At 40.5% G+C, this 22,172-nt stretch carries 17 protein-coding genes; 6 read left to right on the top strand and 11 right to left on the bottom strand.

The genetic code is table 11. The annotated features are described in order from the left end of the window. Positions 1 to 141 precede the first annotated feature (141 nt). The gene (locus tag ACHWSC_RS22840; RefSeq protein ID WP_201664852.1) at positions 142 to 615 is read right to left on the bottom strand and encodes a Dps family protein; all 474 of its coding nucleotides are present in this window, start codon (positions 613 to 615) and stop codon (positions 142 to 144) included. A gap of 339 nt (positions 616 to 954) precedes the next feature. Between ACHWSC_RS22840 and ACHWSC_RS22835 the strand changes: the two genes are divergently transcribed. Together ACHWSC_RS22835 and ACHWSC_RS22830 are read left to right on the top strand one after the other, a co-directional pair. Then, positions 955 to 2,634 (top strand): RluA family pseudouridine synthase, encoded by a 1,680-nt coding sequence (locus ACHWSC_RS22835; RefSeq protein WP_394678281.1) that lies wholly within the window; start codon positions 955 to 957, stop codon positions 2,632 to 2,634. A gap of 376 nt (positions 2,635 to 3,010) precedes the next feature. Next, complete coding sequence (locus tag ACHWSC_RS22830) at positions 3,011 to 5,533, top strand: DUF5686 and carboxypeptidase-like regulatory domain-containing protein (protein WP_201668828.1); 2,523 nt, start codon at positions 3,011 to 3,013, stop codon at positions 5,531 to 5,533. A 529-nt stretch (positions 5,534 to 6,062) separates the two neighbouring features. Here the strand turns inward: ACHWSC_RS22830 and ACHWSC_RS22825 are convergent. Then, positions 6,063 to 7,751, bottom strand: coding sequence for a protein-disulfide reductase DsbD family protein (locus ACHWSC_RS22825; protein WP_394678280.1), 1,689 nt, complete (start codon positions 7,749 to 7,751; stop codon positions 6,063 to 6,065). A 99-nt stretch (positions 7,752 to 7,850) separates the two neighbouring features. Then, positions 7,851 to 8,918 (bottom strand): PLP-dependent cysteine synthase family protein, encoded by a 1,068-nt coding sequence (locus ACHWSC_RS22820; RefSeq protein WP_394678279.1) that lies wholly within the window; start codon positions 8,916 to 8,918, stop codon positions 7,851 to 7,853. 160 nt (positions 8,919 to 9,078) lie between these two features. Between ACHWSC_RS22820 and ACHWSC_RS22815 the strand changes: the two genes are divergently transcribed. Further along, entirely contained in the window at positions 9,079 to 9,537 is a 459-nt protein-coding gene (locus ACHWSC_RS22815) for an Lrp/AsnC family transcriptional regulator (RefSeq protein ID WP_046675839.1), read from the top strand. A 76-nt stretch (positions 9,538 to 9,613) separates the two neighbouring features. Here the strand turns inward: ACHWSC_RS22815 and ACHWSC_RS22810 are convergent, their stop codons facing one another. The 3 genes from ACHWSC_RS22810 to yihA all read right to left on the bottom strand — a co-directional run bounded on the left by ACHWSC_RS22810 (position 9,614) and on the right by yihA (position 12,872). Then, complete coding sequence (locus tag ACHWSC_RS22810) at positions 9,614 to 11,290, bottom strand: PNGase F N-terminal domain-containing protein (RefSeq protein ID WP_088161059.1); 1,677 nt, start codon at positions 11,288 to 11,290, stop codon at positions 9,614 to 9,616. An 80-nt stretch (positions 11,291 to 11,370) separates the two neighbouring features. Beyond that, the gene (locus ACHWSC_RS22805) at positions 11,371 to 12,225 is read right to left on the bottom strand and encodes a UbiA-like polyprenyltransferase (RefSeq protein ID WP_394678278.1); all 855 of its coding nucleotides are present in this window, start codon (positions 12,223 to 12,225) and stop codon (positions 11,371 to 11,373) included. Positions 12,226 to 12,242: 17 nt separating this feature from the next. Further along, positions 12,243 to 12,872, bottom strand: coding sequence for a ribosome biogenesis GTP-binding protein YihA/YsxC (gene yihA, locus ACHWSC_RS22800; RefSeq protein WP_075991997.1), 630 nt, complete (start codon positions 12,870 to 12,872; stop codon positions 12,243 to 12,245). Between the two features lie 305 nt (positions 12,873 to 13,177). On the opposite strand from yihA, the gene ACHWSC_RS22795 reads away from it, so the two are divergent. Both ACHWSC_RS22795 and ACHWSC_RS22790 read left to right on the top strand, forming a co-directional pair. Continuing rightward, a complete protein-coding gene (locus tag ACHWSC_RS22795) occupies positions 13,178 to 14,113 on the top strand; it encodes an ABC transporter ATP-binding protein (protein ID WP_394678277.1) in 936 nt (311 codons plus the stop codon). Beyond that, positions 14,106 to 15,431: an ABC transporter permease gene (locus ACHWSC_RS22790; protein ID WP_201664871.1), complete on the top strand. Its 1,326-nt coding sequence runs from the start codon at positions 14,106 to 14,108 to the stop codon at positions 15,429 to 15,431. Before ACHWSC_RS22795 ends, ACHWSC_RS22790 begins: the two co-directional genes overlap by 8 nt. 143 nt (positions 15,432 to 15,574) lie before the next feature. Here ACHWSC_RS22790 and ACHWSC_RS22785 read toward each other — a convergent pair whose 3' ends face one another. After that, on the bottom strand, positions 15,575 to 16,102 hold the full coding sequence (locus ACHWSC_RS22785; protein ID WP_075991994.1) for an Mpo1-like protein: 528 nt from the start codon (positions 16,100 to 16,102) through the stop codon (positions 15,575 to 15,577). A gap of 141 nt (positions 16,103 to 16,243) precedes the next feature. Here ACHWSC_RS22785 and ACHWSC_RS22780 point away from each other — a divergent pair, with 141 nt between their 5' ends. After that, positions 16,244 to 16,897, top strand: a complete 654-nt coding sequence (locus tag ACHWSC_RS22780; protein ID WP_120334697.1) for an HAD-IA family hydrolase — start codon at positions 16,244 to 16,246, stop codon at positions 16,895 to 16,897. Positions 16,898 to 17,016: 119 nt separating this feature from the next. Here ACHWSC_RS22780 and rny read toward each other — a convergent pair whose 3' ends face one another. The 4 genes from rny to pheT all read right to left on the bottom strand — a co-directional run bounded on the left by rny (position 17,017) and on the right by pheT (position 22,012). After that, the gene (rny, locus tag ACHWSC_RS22775; RefSeq protein ID WP_088161054.1) at positions 17,017 to 18,570 is read right to left on the bottom strand and encodes a ribonuclease Y; all 1,554 of its coding nucleotides are present in this window, start codon (positions 18,568 to 18,570) and stop codon (positions 17,017 to 17,019) included. A gap of 354 nt (positions 18,571 to 18,924) precedes the next feature. Then, positions 18,925 to 19,215 carry a cell division protein ZapA gene (locus ACHWSC_RS22770; RefSeq protein ID WP_046675831.1) on the bottom strand — a complete coding sequence of 97 codons (291 nt, stop codon included), beginning with the start codon at positions 19,213 to 19,215 and terminating at the stop codon, positions 18,925 to 18,927. Positions 19,216 to 19,269: 54 nt separating this feature from the next. Continuing rightward, positions 19,270 to 19,575, bottom strand: coding sequence for a hypothetical protein (locus ACHWSC_RS22765; RefSeq protein ID WP_046675830.1), 306 nt, complete (start codon positions 19,573 to 19,575; stop codon positions 19,270 to 19,272). Positions 19,576 to 19,615: 40 nt separating this feature from the next. Further along, on the bottom strand, positions 19,616 to 22,012 hold the full coding sequence (gene pheT / locus ACHWSC_RS22760) for a phenylalanine--tRNA ligase subunit beta (RefSeq protein ID WP_394678276.1): 2,397 nt from the start codon (positions 22,010 to 22,012) through the stop codon (positions 19,616 to 19,618). Positions 22,013 to 22,172 lie beyond the last annotated feature (160 nt).

Genomic DNA, 22,172 nt, shown 5'->3' with positions numbered 1-22,172 from the left:
ATATGTTAAAAAGTTTCTGAAGGCTTAATTCCTCTTTAAGATAGAAAATTAATCCTGCGCTGACAACAAAACACAAAAAAAAATCCCGCCTATCGGGATAGACGGGATTTTTTTCAATACCTGTGGATAAAGTTCTACAGCTTACTTAATGAAATGCGCACGAAGCATCCAAGCCATCTTCTCATGCTTTTCTAATAATCCGACCAGAAAGTCCTCCGTACCATTATCTGCAGTTCCTTCAACCACGGAAATATCGGCACGAATTGACATCGCTATAGATTCATGGTCAGCCAACAATTCCTTATAATAGGACTGACTGTCGGTTTTTTCTGAAGTAGACTCCGTTAAACGAGTCAATTTCAAATATTTATCAAAGGTACCTACCGCATAATGCCCTAAAGTACGTACACGTTCTGCTACTTCATCGATCACTTCAGCTAGTTCATCGTATTGTGATTCCAAAAATAAGTGAGCAGCATGAAAATCCGCACCTTCTACATTCCAATGCGCGTTTCGCGTTTTCATGTAGATAATGTGTTCATCTGCCAACAGCACATTTAGCAACTTTGCAACTTTTTTCAAGTCCGCATCTTTAATTCCAATTGAAGTTTTCATATGTATAATCTTTTGTTAACTATATGTTTTAAATGCTTAGTTAAATTTACCCAAAAATGCGGTAAAAACCAAATAAAAAGCCACTCAAATTCACAACAGTTACCTCAACCCATTATGCCAAAACTGACTTGTATTTCGTATAGCTGCAAAGGGTCTACTATACCGAAAAAATGAAAATACCGAAGCTGGAGTGACCTTGATCTTTATAGACAGCAATTAAACCCAAACACGACCTTATATACGAAACATTTTAAACAAAAATCGATCAAGCTATTATTTAAAGCACATAATGTTGTATTTTTGCGAACATCTTTATTTTGAGGGAGCGCTGCGGACAAAATGGACAACAATACATATTTTCATCAATTCAAACAGGATATTTCAGCTATTGAACTTCCGATACGATTTACTTTTCCATTTTGCTATGAACCGCACCCCCTTGCCGTCACCGCCGCACAAGAACTCCAATACTACATCGAAACCCAAAGCGATTGGACCCACAATTTTGGCCTAGACGCCGCCGTGGACGGACTCGCTATTGGAAAAATGTTCGGTGTACTGGTTGTCAGAAACCAACATAATGAGCTTGGCTACCTAGCCGCTGTTTCGGGAAAACTGGCCGGAAGCAACAAACACCGGCATTTTGTACCTCCCATCTTCGATATGTTGGAAGAAAACAGTTTTTTCCTAAACGAAGAGGTGCATCTCAATGCGCTGAACCGAAAAATAGAAAATCTTGAAACAAGTGAAGAGCTGGCAAACGCCCAACGTAATCTTGGTCTATTAAAAAACGGATGGGATAAATCACTCGATGAACTAAAATCGAAATTGAGAATTCAAAAGAAGGAACGCAAAGAAACCCGTACAAAATTGAAGGTCAGTTTATCGGATGCGGAGTACGAGTTATTGATGGAAGACATGCGGAGCCAGAGTTTAAAAGACAAACAACAGCTTCAACGTTTTCAATATGAAATGCATTTGGCACTGGAGACAGAAAGTAACCATTTACACCAATTGCTATCGACGATTACTGCGCTAAAAGAGGAACGCAAAATGCGCTCAGGAAATCTTCAAAAACAGCTTTTCGAACAATATAATTTTCGCAACGCAAAAGGGCAACACAAAAATGTAGTCGGCATATTCGATGAATTTGACCGCACAACACCGCCTGCCGGATCGGGGGAATGTGCAGCGCCAAAATTGCTGCAATATGCTTATGAAAACCAGTTAACACCCCTTGCTCTGGCCGAATTCTGGTGGGGCTGCTCACCTGCTTCTGAAATACGCAGGCACAAAAACTACTACCCTGCCTGCCGCAAAAAATGTGAACCGATTTTAGGGTATATGCTCGAAGGCTTGGTCGTAGATCCCAATCCCATGCAACAGGAAACGACTTTGGATATAGCACTGCCTCAAATTTACGAAGATGAGGATATCATCATCATCAACAAACCGGCCGAATTTCTGTCTGTCCCGGGAATATATGTAAAGGATTCGGTCTACAACCGTATTCTTCAACGCTACCCAAATGCGGGCCCCATTATTATCCACCGCCTCGACATGTCTACATCCGGCTTGTTGGTTGTTGCCAAAAACAAAGAGGCGCATAAATTTATTCAGGATCAATTTATACAACATACCATCAAAAAAACATACATTGCCTTACTGGATGGTATTATCGAAGCCGCATCAGGCTTGATCGACCTCCCACTTCGCGTAGATCTGGATGATAGACCCCGGCAAATGGTATGCTACACTTATGGCAAGCCAGCGCAGACAAAATGGGAAAAAATTGCGATAGCGAATAATCAAACGAGGGTCAGGTTTTACCCCTTGACTGGCCGCACCCACCAGCTTCGCATGCATGCCGTCCATCCAAATGGCCTAAATACACCTATTGTTGGTGACGATCTCTATGGCAGAAAAGCCAATAGATTACACCTCCACGCAGCTTCAATTACCTTTATTCATCCTCGTTCCAAGCAAGAAATGACCTTCGAAATCGAGCCAGATTTTTGATAGCGCTGACTATATCGTTACAAAAGTCAGTAAATAAAGCAGCGGAAAATCATCGCCAAGTCAAAATGTAATGTAAAATTTATTGACCCAAATCAATAATTTAGCACAACAAACTAATAAACAGCTATTTACAAAGAAATGTAATTCAATTACTTTCCTTTATTACATTACAATAAAATTTTAATTATTCTTAATTTTTTGTTTCCTTTGTTCACTGATTTTTTGATTTTAATACCTATAAAGTCAAAAATAAAGTAGAAACAGGAAAACAATTTTGAATTTTCAAGATTATAGCAATATAATGAGAGCTAAAATAAACGCAACAACCTTCATAACTAAACTCTTTTTTTCGATAACGCTCGTGCTAACGGTGTCCATGGCTTTTGCCCAAAACAAAACCGTAACCGGCACCGTTAGAGATGCAAAGACCAAGAATCCTATACCCTATGCTACCGTAGCCGTTGTTGGCGCCCCGGCTTCTGCTGGAACCACCACATCGACCAATGCAAATGGTGAATACAAACTTGTCTTTCCAACATCTTATGTAAAAATCAGAGCAAGTTATATTGGGTATGACAGCAAAGACGCTTTTGTTACGAATGATGCCACGCAAACAAAAGAAATTCTGATGGATCAACAGGACAACATGCTGGAAGAAGTTGTCGTCAAGGCCAAAAAGAAAAAATACAGCAACAAAGATAATCCTGCTGTCGCATTGATTCGAAAAGTCATCGAGAATAAGGAAAAAAATAGACTTTCAGGGCAACAATATGCTGAATTTGACCAATACGAGAAGATGTCTTTAGGATTAAGCAATCTTTCGGAGAAATTTGTCAATAAAAAAATATTCAAAAACTATCAATTTCTTTTTGAAACGGACGACTCGGCTAAAACTGCCAACAAATATGTTTTGCCTGCTTTCATTGAGGAAAAAATGTCCAAGGTATATTACCGTAAAGATCCAAGCAAAACCAAACAGTATATCCTTGGTGACCAACGGGCACAATTTGACCCAAGATTTATTGACAACGATGGTCTGACAGCCTACTTCAATAAACTGTACGAACAAGTTGATATTTATGACAACAACATTTCTTTGGTTACCAATCAGTTTTTAAGTCCGATTGCAAACTCCGCACCTACTTTTTATAAGTTTTATATTACGGACACCATTAAGACTGTACAACCTTGGTTGGTCGAATTAAGCTTCTTTCCACGCAACAAGGCAGACATGTTATTCAAAGGTCAATTGTACGTTACTTTAGACGGAAATTATGCCGTGCAGGGCGCCAATATGACTGTTGCTGATGACATTAATCTAAACTTTGTCCGTGACCTTCAGATACAGCTTAAATTTGAGAAAGACAGCAAAAGTCGCTTCTACCTAAAAACAAGCACCCTGGGTATTGATTTTTCTTTAACGGAAAAAGGCATGGGAATACGTGGAAGCCGAACAGTGGATTACAATAATTACAAAGTCGGCATTCAGCAACCTGATAGTACCTATGATGGTCCGTCTACGGTTATTGCCTATAACGTCGAAAATAAGAAAGCGACAAAATCCTTATTTGAAACACAACGTCCGCTTGCTCTTGCGCAAAATGAACTGAACATCTATCATAATATTGATACATTACAAAAGATCCCTTCATTCCGTTCGTTCATGGATATCGCCGCGTTATTGCTGTCAGGATACAAACAGGCTGGCCCAGTTGAAATCGGCCCAGTCAATACATTCTATAGCTTTAACCCCGTAGAAGGTTTCCGTTTACGTGTCGGCGGACGTACGACAGAATCGTTAAGCAAGCGTTTCTATGCTGAAACTTATGCGGCCTATGGTTTTAAAGATCAGAAATGGAAATACTTTTTCAGTGGAACTTATGCGTTCAACAACAAATCAGTATACTCCTTCCCGATGCACTACATCAGGGCCTCTTATAAAAAGGATACGAAGATTCCGGGACAAAAACTGGAATTTATTCAGGAAGACAACTTCTTGTTATCTTTCAAACGCGGAGATAATGACCGTTACATCTATGAAACAAATTATGGCTTAGAGTATAAAAAAGAATTTTTAAATCACCTGGCTATTGGTGCTGCTTTCAATATCAACAGACAAACACCTGCTGGAAGTCTGACTTACCAAATGGTCGATGCCAACAATGAAAGTAGACTGTTCAATGAACTGAACTCGACCGAAGTGTCTGTAAATTTCAGATATGCTCCACATGAAGAGTTTTATCAAGGAAAGATTTACCGGACACCTATATTCAATCAATATCCGATCTTCACGTTCAATTATACCGCTGGAATCAAAGGATTAGCGAAGGGTGAATACAATTACCACAACTTTAATGTTGGTGCATTCAAGCGCTTTTATTTTAGTCAATTTGGATTTGCTGACGTAACAGCTGAGGGGAATTATATTGCAGGGAAAGAGATCCCATTCCCTTTCTTGACAATCCACCGCGCCAATCAGACTTATGCTTATCAATTGAACTCGTATAACTTAATGAACTTCCTTGAGTTTGTGAGTGACCATAATGCCTCGTTGAACGTGCAGTATTATATGAACGGTTTCCTTTTGAACAAGATTCCGTTAATCAAAAAACTTAAATTACGTGAGGTATTTAGCTTCAAAGGAGTATACGGTGGACTGCGCAAAGAAAACAATCCTGACGACCCTAACTATGGTTCAAAGGTATTCACTTGGCAGCACAACGCGGATGGCACACAAAGCTCCTATACGTTCGGTTCAGAACCTTATATGGAAGCCAGTATCGGTCTATCCAACATTTTCAAAATATTACGTGTAGACTACGTAAAACGTCTAAACTATCTTGATCACGTCGATGCACCAGCCTGGGGTATTCGCGCACGGGTCAGATTTGACTTCTAATAGTTTCCATAAATTTATAGTATAATTTGAAGCCCTGTTCATACAAATGACAGGGCTTCTTTTTTTGCCTTATGCTTCCGCAACATCGGCTCCCCTGCCACCATCGCCACCACCGTCGCCATCGCCACCTGGAGGATAAATAGGTGGATAAGATGGTAGTGATGGGTATGAAGACCGCGAAGGTAGAAAACCTGGATTACTTGGTGGGGCGGCACATTCACCTCAGGTAGGGTTCGGGGAAAGATTCGTACCTGCTTCGGACCTGCTTCGGACCTGCTTCGGACAAGCAACAGATATTGAACAGGTGCTGTACAGTTGTTGACCAAACCCTGACCAGGAATTATCTGGTCAGGGTTTGGTCAATATATGTTGCAAGATTGTCCCCGTCCGAAGCTGGTACGAAGACAATACGAAGACAATATGAAGACAGCCCCACTGCATAAGCCCTGGAGGCATAAAAAGCGATGTTTTATCAAAAAAAATCCCCCTTGCACATAACAAGGAGGATAAAATTAGAATATGACGATGGTTAGTTTTTATGTTTAAATGCATCCACACCACTTTGCAGGAATGCCTTGTACTCTTCTACATTGTAGTTGGCACCGCTCTGAGGCACCAGTTTTTTGCCCGTCGGGTCGACAATTACATACAGTGGCTGTGAATTGCTATCGAATGTAGCAGCTTGAAAATCGCTATTTTTCTTACCGATTGTATTGATCTTTTTGCCACTATATTTGGAAACAAATTGTTCATTGGCAGCCAGCTCGGTCTTATCATCCACAAAAAGTTCGGCCATAACAAACTCTTCTTTTAATAATTTGGCCACCGCTTGGTCTGTCCAAACATTCGCTTCCATTTTACGACAATTGACACAATTCCAACCCGTAAAATCTATTAAAACGGGCTTGTTTAATTCTTTAGCCGTAGCTAATGCCTGGTCGTAATCATAATAAGGATCAAATCCTTTTGGCGTGCCTCTTTCATGAAAAATTTCAGCATATTTTTTCACCTTCCCGTCTGAATGTGCAGCAGCACCAGCACTTACACCCGAAGAAAGATCAAAGTCTTGTGTTGCCGACGGTGGTAAAAAAGCAGAAATCGATTTTAAAGGTGCCCCCCATAAACCGGGCACCATATAGACCACAAAGGAAAAAACAACAATTGCCAAAATCGTTCTGGGAACAGATAGGAATTTCAGCTCACTGTCATGGGAGAACTTTATCTTGCCAATCAAGTATAGACCCATCAAAGCAAAAATAGCAATCCATAGCGACAGGAACACCTCTCTATCCAACCAATTCCAGTGGTAAGCTAAGTCGACATTGGATAAAAATTTCAAAGCTAAAGCGAGTTCCAAAAATCCCAACACTACTTTCACACTATTCAGCCAACCACCGGATTTCGGCAAGGATTTAAGCATGGAAGGAAACATGGCGAACAAACCAAAAGGAATGGCCAGGGCAATGGAGAATCCCAACATCCCAATTGCTGGACCTAATCTTTCCCCTTTCGAAGCTGCCTCAACCAACAACGTCCCAATAATCGGTCCTGTACAAGAAAATGAAACCAATGACAAGCTGAAGGCCATAAAGAACAAGCCGACCAAACCACCTTTATCTGATTTGGCATCCATTTTATTGACAAAGGAGCTTGGTAAAGTAATTTCAAATGCACCAAAAAAAGATGCCGCAAATCCAACCAACAACAAAAAGAAAATGAAGTTGAATATACCGTTAGTCGAAAGCGCATTAAGTGCATCAGATCCGAATGCGATCGTGATAATCATCCCCAAAGCAACATAAATCACAATAATAAATAATCCATACAACAGGGCTTTACTGATACCACTGGCACGACTTCCCGACTGTTTCGTAAAATAACTCACCGTCAGGGGTAGCATCGGAAAAATACAAGGCATCAATAATGCTGCAAAACCGCCTATAAGGCCTGCAATAAAGATACTCCACAATGATTTCTTTTCTGCCCCAGCAGCTTTTCCACCTGTTGCTACTGCCGCTACTGTGGTCTTGTTCGAGTCGGCCTTTACGGTAGCGGTATCCGGAGATTCCTCAAAAGATAGTGAATCTGGACTGATCGTACCGTCCGTAAACTCAAGCCCCTCCAACTTGTTTGTTGTTGTTGTATCCGCTTGGGCAAACATGGCCACAGGCACTATCAGCAACATGAGAAGGATAAATAATTTGAAATTGACTCTCATTTTGTGTTATTCTTAGGTATATATTGGTTTTTGAATAAATGAAACCCGAGGAGCTAGAGACTCCCCGAGTTAACTATAAACATATGAAACTAAATCTTTTTAAGCGCCAAATACCGGATTTGGCAGTCTACAGATCGGTTGAAAACCCGAAAAATCAACGTCTGTAGAAAGATATCCTTCTTTTACCGGCTCATCTTTCACCAAATCAGTACTTAGGTATTTTTTGTTATCATCACAAAGTAGCGTCACCACGACAGCCTCATCACCCAGCTCCTGTTGTAATTTAATCGCTCCGATTACATTTGCTCCCGAAGAGATACCAACAGCCAATCCCAACTGGCGCGATAGTTTCTGCGCCATGATAATGGAATCACCATCATTCGCACAAACCACTGTATCGAGTTCATTTAAATCCACAATAGCAGGAATAAACTCATCCGATATTCCCTGAATACGGTGTGAACCTACTTTATGTCCTGTAGTCAAAGTTGGACTTTCTGCCGGTTCCAGCGGATGTACACGAACATTTGGGTTTACTTTTCTTAAGCTTCTACCCACACCCATTACCGTACCACCAGTTCCCACACCAGCAACAAAAGCATCAGCAACTAAGCCCTGTTCTTCCAGTTGCTTTACAATCTCGTAACCTGTAGTTTTCTCATGCGCTTCGGCATTATATTGATTCTCGAATTGTCGTGGAAGAAAAACACCGCCCTTTGCAGCAAGCTCTTCACTTAAACGAATACTTCCTAAAAAACCACCTTCTTCCTTGCTTATCAACTGAATATCCGCCCCCATACTTCGAATAATATCGGTACGCTCCTTACTCAACCAGTTAGGCATAATAATCTTTACTTGATGACCAAGCGCTTTACCGATTGCTGAAAAAGCAATCCCTGTATTTCCACTTGTGGCTTCAATAACGACATCAGTCGGGCGAATCTGACAATTCATATACGCTTTGTATAGAATATAAAGAGCCATCCTATCCTTAATGCTACCGGTCAGATTGTAGTTCTCACATTTCACGAAAATTCGCCCCGGTTTACCTTTGTAAGTATACTGTAGTTCCAACATCGGCGTATTTCCAACTAATCGCCACAGATGTTTGAATCTCTTGTCCAATGCAGGTGACAGACACGCACTTAATAATTCTTGTTCAGCCATTTCTTATAAATGATTATTCTGTTGCAAAATTGACCATTGACAAGATAATATTCAATACATCATTATAATTTCAATAAAAATTAAATTAAAAGACATAAAAACCAATAAATAATTCAGAACAATAGCGTATTTTTACAGCCGTACCGAAAATATTCAGATTATGGAATTGGATGAAATCGATGTAAAATTATTGCGCCTCCTACAGCAAGATGCCTCAATGAGTAACAAAGCGCTATCCTTTGAGCTCAACAAATCTATTGCAGCTGTTCATGAACGTGTTAGAAAGCTAAAGCGGTTGGGTTACATCAAAAAAACGGTGGCAATTTTGGATCGCCACAAGATAGGCATTGGGTTAATCTCATTTTCCCAGGTTTTTCTCAAGGCGCATACGTTTGAAGTATTGAATGAATTCGAAAAAGAGGTGGCTAAATTCCCGGAAGTGATGGAATGTTACCAAATGGCAGGCTCTTACGACTTTATGTTACGTATAGCAACCAAAGATATGGATGCTTATCATATTTTTCTGCGGCATCGACTGGCCGTATTACCTCAAGTAAACACCGTACAGACCTACTTTGTATTATCGGAGACAAAAAGCGAGACAGCTTACCCCCTTTAATCTTTGTCTTAAAAACGAAGGAATATTGCTGTCATGTGCAATAATGCTATTGTACATGACAGCAATGAAAAACTAATTAATCGAATAACAAGGTACCCGTCACATTCCAGCTGCTGAAACTTGTTCCTTCAGGTGCTCCCTGTGGGATCTGTACCTGCATCGTATGGTCTCCAGCTTTTAAATCCCCCAGATCAATGTAGATCGGCGGTGTTACTGTACCTGGACACCAATTGGAGCGACTCAGATCGGATGAAGACAGCCCTGTAGCAAAATTACCTGAAGCTGGGTTTGACAAACGATACGAACCGCAATCATTGCGCCAAGGGGTGTATTTAAAGAGCAATGAATCGTTTAGGAAAATGCGGTTTTCTTTAGGCACAAACTCATCACCATTGCCCCAGCCTCCATGCCCTGTCGTAATGTAGCGTAATTGCACGTTTTTAGCATCCTGGTCCAAATGAAATGAAACAGTAAGACCTTTCTCCTTGTCAAACATAGATCCGTACTCCTGACCGCCCATTTCCATGACATTGGTCGTCGTAAATAAAGACATCGTCTTTTTCAGACTGCCTTTTGACTCGGCATCGAAGCCCGGATGTATCGTCAGCTCAACACTCACCTCATGTCCATTTTTATCATAGTTACCAATGAATGCACCCACATAGACCTCCTGCTCGCTCAACATACCGGCCAATTCGGTTACGTCCTGACGGTACAGCACCGAGTCTTGCCAAACCTTATCCTTTAACTGAAGATAGTTAAACTGCTTAACACCAAAAGGTGTAAAGAAACGCATCAATTCAACAATAGGCTCAAAGGATGCTGTTTTTACAACCCCTTGATAGGCTTTACCATTGCCATTTTCATACTTAGGAAGGGTACCCATACCATTTTTCATGCCGTCCAAAAAGCTCTGTGCCTTGTTGGTGGGAATGATAAAAACTGATCCAGTGCGATCATAGGCATCACCCTTCGATTGTTCGACCAACTGAACAAATACATTGTCGCTTGTCTTTATTTTTGGGATTTTCACCTTTTTTACCAAAACTGTCCCATTAGCAAAACGCAAAATAGAATCCGACTTTACACCATCCGAAAAACGTATACTCTCCTTCCGAAAAACAGGTATTTGGATAAAACGGTTCTTCCAGATAAGATCTTTATAGGAAAGTTCATCGTAAGGTTTTTCAGTTCCCTTTAGCCTCAGTTGATCCGGTATAGTCTTTACCTTTTCTACTTTGGTGGCAAAGGTACGTGTATTCCCATTGCGGATTACCTCGAGTACCAGACCAAGGTCCTGACCAAGTTCCGTGGGTGCACCTTTGACCCCTAATTTATCGGTATACCAAACTTCTATTTTATTGGAATTGATACTCGTCTCCACTTTTTTACAGGGATAGCCCAAGATTGTTTTAGTCTCGTTTGTGGCGTTAAATTTTTGTTTCGAAAGCGCGAGCGAATCTTTGGTTAGAATGATTGATCCGTCTTTGAGTTTAGCAATTTTAAGTAAAGCATTGCCTCCAGAACGCTCCACCACAACCCGTTCGTATGGCGGCGCCAACTGTCCGTTCATTTCTTTTGCCGAACTAACAAAAGTCTCCTTTTCATTGGCATAGACTAGAATGGCATTTTGATTGGCAGCTGTATTCCCATTAAAACTTTGATTATATTGAATGACATAATTCGACAGCTTTTGCGCCTGCGAAGACAATGACAAACATAAAATAGACGTAAAAAGAATACTTTTCTTCATAGCATGTGTATTGGTTTAGATGCAAAAATAAGAAAGGCTTTAGGAATTCCTAAAGCCTTTCTTATTTTATGCTAAAACGTTTATTTGATCAACCAGATATCCAAGAGGTAAAATACTGCAAAAATCACCGAGGCATAACCATTTGTTGTCATAAAGTCGCGATTGACCCGACTTAAATTAGTCGATGAAAATAGGGTATGCTGGTAAATCAGCAATGCCCCATAAAAGGCCACACCTAAATAATAAATCCAGCCTACCGGCATCAAAAATGCTGGTATTAAAATAAATATAAAAGAAAACACATGCAGGCATTCCGAAACGCGCATAGCTCCCTTCGTTCCTAACCACACGGGTATAGAATTAAGATGATTTGCCCGATCAAAGGCTTCATCCTGCAAAGCGTAAATAATATCGAAGCCACTCACCCAGGTCAACACAGCGAAACCATAAAGTACCGGAACGGTCGCAAATTGTCCTGTAATAACCATATATGCGCCTATTGGAGCCAATCCCAGCCCTGCTCCCAATACAATATGGCATAAGGGTGTTATGCGCTTTGTATAGGAGTAAAAAAGCACGACAAAAAGTGCAATGGGCGACAACATAAAGCAAAGAGAATTGATAAAATACGTCGCTGCAATAAAAATCAGGCAATTTACCAGCGTAAAAACCAATGCATTTTTAGCGGAAATTTTTCCAGCAGGAATATCACGCATGGCCGTTCTTGGATTAATGGCATCAATATCTCTATCCAGATAACGATTGAATGCCATGGCAGCATTACGGGCCGTCACCATACAAACGAGCATCAAAACCAATAATTTCCACGAAAAGGCATAGTCCGTTGTGTGCAATGCCAAAAAGAAGCCAATAAAGGCAAATGGCAATGCAAATACACTATGGGCAAATAAAACTAAGGACAAGTATTTTTTCATCTGAACTTAAAATCTAGCTAAAACTGTTCGTTTCCGTCGAGTTCAGGGCGAACAAAGCGACCATTAACTTCATCGATAGCTTCTAAAATAGGCTCATGACCCATTTTCTTCTCCGCAGACGTTAGGAAAATCGGCGGCACCTCCTCAAACCATTGGAGCAATGATTTTTTAAATTTCGCAATATTCGCATCGGATTTAACAGTCGATTGCTTATCGGCTTTGGTGAAAACCAACATAAATGGTAAACCGCATTCGCCCAACCAATAGCAAAAATCAAGATCAATCTTTTGTGGTTCATGACGGCTATCCACCAACACAAAAACACATTGCAAATTGTCCCGATGGGTAAGATATCTCCGGATGAACTTTTCCCATTCATTACGACTTGTTTTAGAGGCCTTAGCAAAACCATAACCTGGCAAATCCACCAAATACCATGTATCGTCGATGATAAAATGATTGATCAACTGCGTCTTACCAGGTTTTTGGGAGGTCTTGGCAAGTCCTTTCTTGTTGGTCATTGCATTGATCAACGATGATTTACCGACATTTGAACGTCCGATAAACGCATATTCCGGCAAATTAGGTGCAGGTAATTTGTCAACTCTCGTGTTACTGCACACGAATTCGGCTTTTTTCACTTCCATGGAACAAAGGTACGTTAAATGAATCCCTTTGACAAGATTTGTACCGCTTCTATTCCATAAAAAAGCTTGACTTCCGATTTTATGGGCAGGATAATAAAATGTCCCTAATTATTTTTAACTTTCACTACAAACGATTAGTCAAACGAATAAGTGTATTCCGAAGCGAAAATATGCATAAAATTTTTCAGGGATGCTGTAACAATTCAGCCGTACAAGATACTAACTACATAAATAAACGTCAGTCTTTGGAAAAAAAGCAAGGTTCTTAAAAACCCAAAGAACGAATAAATTAAACCTTAAAATAGATGTTACTCGAAATCAATCATGTCACCAAAGATTACGCCAATCACCGTGCATTGGACGATGTATCCATTCAAATCCCAAAGGGTAAGATTTTTGGGCTATTGGGGCCAAACGGGGCGGGAAAAACATCCCTGATCCGTATTATTAACCAAATTACCGCCCCCGATTCCGGCGAAATTCTGTTTAATGGCGAACCCTTGGGCCCACAGCATATTGCTCAAATCGGCTATTTACCCGAAGAGCGGGGTTTGTACAAAAAAATGAAAATCGGTGATCAAATGTTGTATTTGGCGCAGCTTAAGGGGCTTTCCAAGCGAGAAGCCTTAACACGCATCCGAGATTGGTGCCAACGCCTGGACATCACATCCTGGTTAGACAAAAAAATAGAAGATCTGAGTAAAGGGATGCAGCAAAAAGTACAATTTGTCGCTACAGTCATTCACCAACCACAATTGATTATCTTAGATGAGCCCTTTTCGGGATTTGATCCCGTAAATGCCAATATCATAAAAGAACAGATTCTCCGCTTAAATCAAGAAGGTGCGACCATTATATTTTCCACACACCGCATGGAGACTGTGGAAGAGCTTTGCGATAATATCGCCCTCATCAACCGATCCAAAAAAATACTGGATGGTTCTGTACAAGCGATTAAAAAAGAATACCGAAATCAAACCTATCGATTGGAATATACAGCAAGCGAAGATAATTTTCTTCTGTCCGACGACACCCTATTTGAGGTCATCACGTCAACAAAGCATGAAAAAACATACATCACTACAATTCAGCTAAATAACAATAGCCATATCAATGATGTATTAATGCGTTTCATACCCCAAATACAGCTCAATCAACTCATTGAAATCGTTCCCTCCATGGCGGATATTTTCATCCAAAAAGTCACACAAGTCTCACCTACAGCTAACGATCATGCATAAAATATTACTTATCATCCAACGGGAATACCTATCACGTGTCAAGAAAAAATCTTTTATTGTCATGACTTTTGCCGTGCCCCTGTTCTTTTTCGCACTGTATGCAGGCATGTTTTATCTGACAAAAAAGAGCTTCAAAGATTCGCACACCGAAGTCTTTATTTTAGATGAGCAAGGCGACTTTGCCAGCAAACTTCAAAGCAATAAAAATGTAAGTTATACGGTATCCAAATTGGACCTCCAGGCCCAAAAAGCGCAGCTTACACAAAGCGAAGGAAAACAGTCGATCCTTTATATTCCAAAAGATATTTTAACAAGCGAAAGAGCCGAACTGATTACCGGCGGCAAAACAAGTTTTGTCACACAGGAGATCATTAGCGGCCAGTTGGAAGAAATCATCCGTGAAAAGGAATATAAAGCCAAGGGAATCGACCTGCAGATTATCCAGTCCATTAAACCCAAAGTCACCATCGATGCAAAAGAAATAACAGCAGACGGTGAAGAAAAGAACAGCAATACAGCCATTGCAATGGGGCTTGGTGTCGCTTTGGCTATCTTAGTATACCTATCGCTGTTTCTCTATGGTGCCCAGGTAATGCGCGGTATTATCGAAGAAAAGAGCAACCGTATCATCGAAGTCATTATTTCCTCGGTCAAACCCTTTCAGCTCATGATGGGTAAAATTGTTGGGATCGGTATGGTTGGACTGACACAATTTGTCATGTGGCTAGTGCTTACAGGAGGCTTATTTATCACAGCAACGCTCCTATTTGTCAATCCTCAGGATATGCAGGAGGTTGCCGCGAGCCAACCTGGAGCGGGTAATATGAGTACCGTATCAAAAGCAATGGCCCAGAATGATTCTGCTTCTATCCTTACTTCGATCCAAAGTTTTAATTTCACGGAAGTCATCATTTTCTTCTTTCTGTTTTTTATTGCCGGATATCTGCTGTATAGTGCTATTTTCGCTGCTGCTGGTTCAGCTGTCGACAATGAAACAGAGGCCAATCAGTTTTCAATGCCCATTACCATGCCTTTGCTATTGACCTATATTCTTTCTTTTGGCGTCATTATCAATGATCCCAATGGACCGATTGCAACATGGTTAAGCTTTATTCCATTCACCTCGCCTATCGCTATGCTCGTTCGCATACCTTTTGGTGTACCCCTATGGCAGATTCTGACCTCATTGACCTTGCTCATACTGACCTTCTTATTTGTGACCTGGGTTGCTGCCCGCATCTATCGTGTCGGTATTTTGATCTATGGTAAAAAAGCAAGTCTCAAAGAAATCATCAAATGGTTCAATTACAAAAGCTAGCCGTATTCTGAACCAGCTGTGCATAACTACAGCAACATAAAAAGGGCCAAATTGCAAGCAATTTGGCCCTTTTCTTTTATATACAAGTATCCCGATTAGGCTACGATCATAAATAGTACGCTCAGCACCTAAAAACCGATCGGTTAATATCTTAAATTCAATTTTTTAAAGACAAAATGCCACAACCATATCGGTCCGACAAGTAAAAACTGTAGAAACTGCTGTCCTGTGATTTTCTTCTTTTCCTTTCCCTTACCGATAAACAGCGCTACAATAGCTAGCAATGCGATTCCCAAACACACCCAGATGACAGCCGGGCCACCATTCTTTTGTGCGTATTCCAATTGCACAATAAAGAAACTCATGCCCCCGATAGAGAATAATATCGCATAGGATAACGTTGCAGACAGCTTTAAATAATAATAAATGACAATAGCGATGAAGAAAGAGCCCCAATTCAAAAAAGTATGCCAATTGAGTTTGACCAAGAACTCGAACTGTGGAAATGGGATCATCCAGATGCAGCCCATGATACCAAAAAACAATAATGGTAAAAAGATGGCTTGAATCAGACGGTTGGTCGGATCCTGAAAATTAGCATCCAGCTCCGCAAAATACTTATCTACGGGACGTAAAGGTTCGACTTCTTGAACTTTCTTCTTTTGTTTCATTCGGCAAATTTAACAAATATTGGGCATGCCTTAGGCCTTAAAGATGATAATATTCCTTATTTTTTGGTCTGCTGCAGGTCATTATATGCTTTCAGCGCATACAAACTCGCTTACTCCTATTCTATTCCGTAATATTGCAGCATGAAGTCTTACAAACATATCTTATTTGATCTGGACGGAACCCTGACCGACCCCGCAGAAGGAATTACGAAATGTATTGCCTATGCCTTGGAATCCAAAGGCATCCATACAGCAGATCTGAATAGCCTCAAACCCTTGATCGGCCCGCCCCTTAAAGATTCTTTCATACATACCTTTGGATTTGAGGAAAGCGAAGCTATTGCCTGTGTAGAAAAATATCGGGAACGCTTTTCAACCATAGGGCTGTATGAGAATATCCTGTTTGATCGCATACCCGAGCTTTTAGCATTGCTGAAAACAAAAGGGTACAACATCTACCTTGCGACCTCCAAACCCGAAATTTTCGCCCACAAAATATTACAGCACTTTGCTATAAATACCTATTTTGATTTTGCGGGTGGAAGCGCTTTGGACGATTCCAGACCGACCAAAACCAGTGTCATCCAATATGTCATGGAAAAGGCCAAGTTAACACGTCCACAAGACTGCCTCATGATCGGAGATCGCAAACATGATCTGATTGGTGCCCGAGAAACAGGCATGGATGCTGTTGGTGTACTGTATGGCTATGGTAGCCAAGCCGAACTCGAACAGGAAGATCCGACCTATCTATTGGCTACGGTGACAGATCTGATGGAATTTTTCCGATATTAAGTCCATCCTTTGGAGAATGGAATGGCTGAAATGATCAAGTTGAGGGAAACGTGTAGAATTGCATAAAAAAAGCTCCAAACGAAATGTTTGGAGCTTTTTTTATAATGGATCCTTAGGATCTATTTTGCGTAAGACACTGATCTTGTCTCACGAATTACAGTTACTTTAATTTGCCCTGGATAAGTCATTTCCGTTTGAATACGGTTAGAGATATCAGCAGCTAGTATTTCCGACTGTGCATCAGACACCTTCTCACTCTCAACGATGACACGTAGCTCACGGCCAGCTTGTATCGCGAAGGTTTTCTCAACCCCAGGATACGATAAAGCCAAATCTTCCAACTCTTTTAGGCGCTTGATATAACTTTCCACAACCTCACGACGTGCGCCCGGGCGTGCACCAGAGATCGCGTCACAAGCCTGAACAACCGGAGATATTAAGGCAGTCATTTCGATCTCATCATGGTGAGCACCAATTGCATTACATACATCAGGGTGTTCCTTGTATTTCTCTGCAAGTTGCATCCCTAAAATAGCGTGTGGCAACTCCGGATTATCATCAGGCACTTTACCTATATCGTGTAGTAATCCAGCACGTTTCGCATGTTTAACATTCAGACCTAGTTCTGCCGCCATTGTTGCTGCAAAATTAGCTACCTCACGCGAGTGTTGTAAAAGATTCTGTCCGTAAGACGAACGGTAACGCATACGCCCTACCATACGAATCAATTCGGGGTGCAAACCATGGATTCCCAAATCGATCGCGGTACGTTCACCAATTTCAACGATTTCATCCTCTATTTGCGTCCGCGTCTTAGCAACAACCTCTTCAATACGTGCCGGGTGGATACGACCATCTGTTACCAAACGGTGTAAAGCCAAACGCGCTATTTCGCGACGTACGGGATCGAAACCAGATAGGATAATTGCTTCAGGTGTATCGTCTACAATGATTTCTACGCCTGTTGCAGCTTCCAATGCACGAATATTACGACCTTCACGACCAATAATACGACCTTTGATTTCATCATTTTCGATATTGAAAATTGAAACCGTATTTTCGATTGCAGATTCTGTAGCAGTGCGTTGGATGGTCTGAATAACAACCTTTTTCGCCTCTTTAGTCGCCGTCAATTTGGCCTCATCCACAATATCTTTGATTTGAATCATCGCTTGTGAGCGGGCTTCTTCGCGCAACGAGTCCACCAATTGATTTTTTGCTTCGTCAGCAGTGACGCCAGCGATACTTTCCAATTGCTTAATCTGTTGTAATTTGAGCGTTTCTACTTCTTCAGATTTCTTTTCATTCAGTTCAACCAATTTATCCAATTGCTTTTTCTTGGTATCCACATCTTGCTTATCGCGATTGATGTTTTCAAGCTTTTGGTTAATTGACTGTTCTTTTTGTCTTAACGTATTTTCCTTTTGGTTGATGGTATTGTTACGTTGATTGACTTCCTTTTCGTGTTCAGATTTTAATTGAAGGAACTTTTCTTTGGCCTCTAACAGGCGTTTCTTTTTAATGTGTTCCCCTTCCTGCTCTGCATCTTTCAGTATGCTATTTACCTTATCCTTGGCTTCCTGCTCTTGTTTTTTAAATAACAGAACCAATAGATAACGACCTATAACAACACCAACAATCAGAGAAATTATGCTATAAATTGCGATGTCCATGTATGTATAATTGTATTATTTATGTTTGTTTTTATTAATTATATTCAAATTCCAGTAAAATCATCAATCAGCCTTTTCCCTTACCTTTGGTATGCGCCAACTCAGTAGCGATCCCGATAAGTGCATCAGGACTTCATGACAAAAAAAAACCGCAATTAAATTTAAACAGGTCTCATGTATTATTAAACTTCGTGATTACATAATTAGGCTTAGATTATGACCCAGATGGCTTTCGCAAAATGGCCTATATCTTTTTGCGCCTGTAATATTGAAGCGTTAAGTTTAAAATAGTGACAACCCGAATTTAATTGCGGCAAATTCGTCGTTTAAGCTCTAAATATAAAGAACGTAAATTTATTTTTTAAAGAAATCCGTCAACAACTGATCAAGTTCCTGTACTGAATTTTCCAAACCCACTTCGTGGTTTTGAGACTGCCGCTCTGCATTAAGCATACGCGTCGCAAATTGCAATACACACATGGATAACAAATCCTGCTTATCTCTCACAGTATAGTTTTCCTGCAATTCCTTTACTTTTTCATTTATCAATTTCGCAGCGTGTCGAATTACTTCTTCTTCCGCGCTCTCCACCCGAAGGGGATAAACACGATCTGCGATATTTATTTTTATGGAAATCTCTCCCATTTCTTTGAGCTTTTTAACGTTGTATTAGTTTGAATCCGATAACACTTCTCCCAACTATTTCAACAAACTAATACACTTGTCTATTTCCCGCACAAAATCGTTAATTTTTTGTTTTGTGTCAAGTATTTTTTCATTAATTGCTTCCTTATCCGTTTCAGAATCTAACGTACGGGCAACTGCCAACGCTTTGACCTTCTCTTCCAATTGCTTGCTCTTATCGTTGCTCGCATCGAAAGCCACTTTTAAGGATTGTACCTCTAATTTAAGCAAATCATTTTCTTCTTGCAAGACTTCGCACAATTGAATTAAATTTTTCGTTTTCTCAACGATCAGATTCATTTGTGAAGACAATGTTGCCATAATATAAATTGAATATTACCAATTAATGTTGTATCTCTAATTAACCACGCACTTCCGCGCCTAGTTCCTTCTCAAAATTAACAATTAATTTTTGAACTATCGCATCAATTTGCTTATCAGTAAGTGTTTTTTCTTCATCCTGCAAGATAAAGCTCAGAGCATAAGACTTTTTCCCTTCCGGAATTTTATCACCTTTATACACGTCAAACACATTTACCTCCTTTAAAAGCTTGCGTTCGGTCTTCTGAGCGACAAATTGTAGCTTATCGAAGCTTACATTTTCGTCGATCAAGAGCGACAAATCTCTGCGTACAGCCGGGAATTTGGAAACTTCTTTATATTGGATGCTATTCTTACGAATAATTTTCATCAAAACATCCCAGTCAAAATCAGCAAAGAAAACCTGACCTTCAACATCTGCTTTTTTCAAATCTGCGTTTGCAATTGCACCAAATGAAACCAGACATTTCTGCCCTTTCATATAGTTCAAACCATAGGCAAAATGTGAACTTGCAGCATCTTGTATCTGAATCCCTTCAATTTTCAGCCTTTTGATAACAGTATCTACGGCTGCTTTTAGGTTATAGAAATTAACTGCATCTTTTTTGCTATTCCATTGCTCAGCTTCATTTTTACCCGCCATGGCAAAAACCAGGTGTTGTGTTTCTTTATAACCTTCACCATCCAGCGCATAAGTCTTACCGAATTCAAAGAATTTCAGATCAAAGTTTCTTCGTTTTTGGTTATATTCAATCGCACTCAAAACAGAAAACACCATATTTTGACGCATCGTATCTAAATCCGAACTCAATGGATTATACAATTTAACCGCCGTTTCGCTATCATCCGCATAGTCCAGCTTTGTTAGGGAGTTGGACAGAATCTCACGAAATCCATTTGCAATGAGCAGATCAGCCAATTGATTTAAGACAACTTCCTTATCTGGCTTTTCAACCGTATTTAAAGAGGCCTTAATTTGTGACTTCAACTCAATATTGTTATAACCATAAATACGCAACACTTCCTCCACAACGTCGACCTCACGTGTGACATCGACACGATATGCCGGCACCAACACATCAAGGCCTGTTTCAGTTTCTGAAGTGACTTCAATGCCAAGAGCGACAATAATGGATTTAATTTCTTCATTTGGAATCGCCTGACCGATCAAACGAACCACATTCGCATAGCTCACGTGAAATGAAAACGGTTTAATCACAACAGGATACTCATCCTTTAGGGTAGATGAAATCGTTCCACCTGCAATTTCTTGAATCAATAAAGCAGCGCGCTTCAATGCTTCAACCGTAATATTTGGATCGGTACCCCGTTCGAAACGGAAAGAAGCATCTGTTTTTAAACCATGTCTTTTGGAAGTCTTCCGTACAGAAACAGCATTAAAATAAGCTGACTCCAAAAATACATTGGTCGTTTCGGCTGATACACCAGAATGTGCTCCACCAAAAACCCCCGCAATACACATCGGTTTTTCAGCATCGGCAATCACCAAGTCCTCTGCAGACAAGGTACGCTCCACACCATCCAGAGTAACAAATTTCTCGTCCTCAGTCGCAAGACGAACAAGGACTTTATTTCCCGCAATTTTATCAGCATCAAAAGCATGCAATGGCTGACCTAAATCGTGTAATATATAATTTGTGACGTCGACAATATTATTGATCGGACGAACACCGATAACATTTAATTTCTCTTTCAACCAATCTGGAGATTCGCCAACGCGAACACCAGTAATATTGATACCACTATAACGTGGGCTCGCCTGTGCATCTGCAACGACCACCGTCGTTCCCTCAGCCTCAGCAGCCTTGAATGCAGAAACATCTGCTTTTAACAATTGTGTACGAAAATGTGCCGCAATATCTCTTGCAACGCCTAAATGCGAAGCTGCATCTGCACGATTTGGTGTTAAACCAATTTCATAACGGTAATCATCCTGGATATTGAAATGATCTTTCACTAAGGTCCCCACAGCAACATCAGCTGGTAATTCAACGATACCGGCATGGGATGTACCTAAACCGATTTCATCTTCTCCACACAACATACCTTCGGAAACTTCACCACGAATTTTAGATTTGGTAATTTTAAAAGGCTCTCCTGTAAGCGGATGGCATGTCGTACCCACTGTAGCAACAATGACTTTCAATCCTGTACGACAGTTTGGTGCGCCACATACAATGTGCAATAACTCCGGTCCACCGACATCAACGGTGGTTACTCTTAATTTATCGGCATTAGGATGCTGTTCACAAGTTTTCACTTCACCAACAACCAAACCATCCAATCCACCTGGGATACTCTGCACGACGTCCAAAGCTTCTACTTCCAATCCTGTATTTGTCAAGATAAGCGATAGTTCCTCCGGTGTCGAATCTATATTAACGTGTTGTTTTAACCAATTATATGAAATATTCATCTCGAATTTGATTTGATGCACAAACTTAGATAAATTTGAGTTTATATCCAACGTCAATTTACCCTTCATCAACAGTTGGTCTGAATTTAATACGGTAGGTAGGCTCCTCAAAAGACTTCATTAGGCTAGGCAGCAAGCGATTTTATCTTTTTTGAAAGTT

The organism is uncultured Sphingobacterium sp., from assembly GCF_964277905.1.
Classification (GTDB): domain Bacteria; phylum Bacteroidota; class Bacteroidia; order Sphingobacteriales; family Sphingobacteriaceae; genus Sphingobacterium; species Sphingobacterium siyangense.
This window is presented reverse-complemented; position numbering and strand designations above follow the sequence as displayed.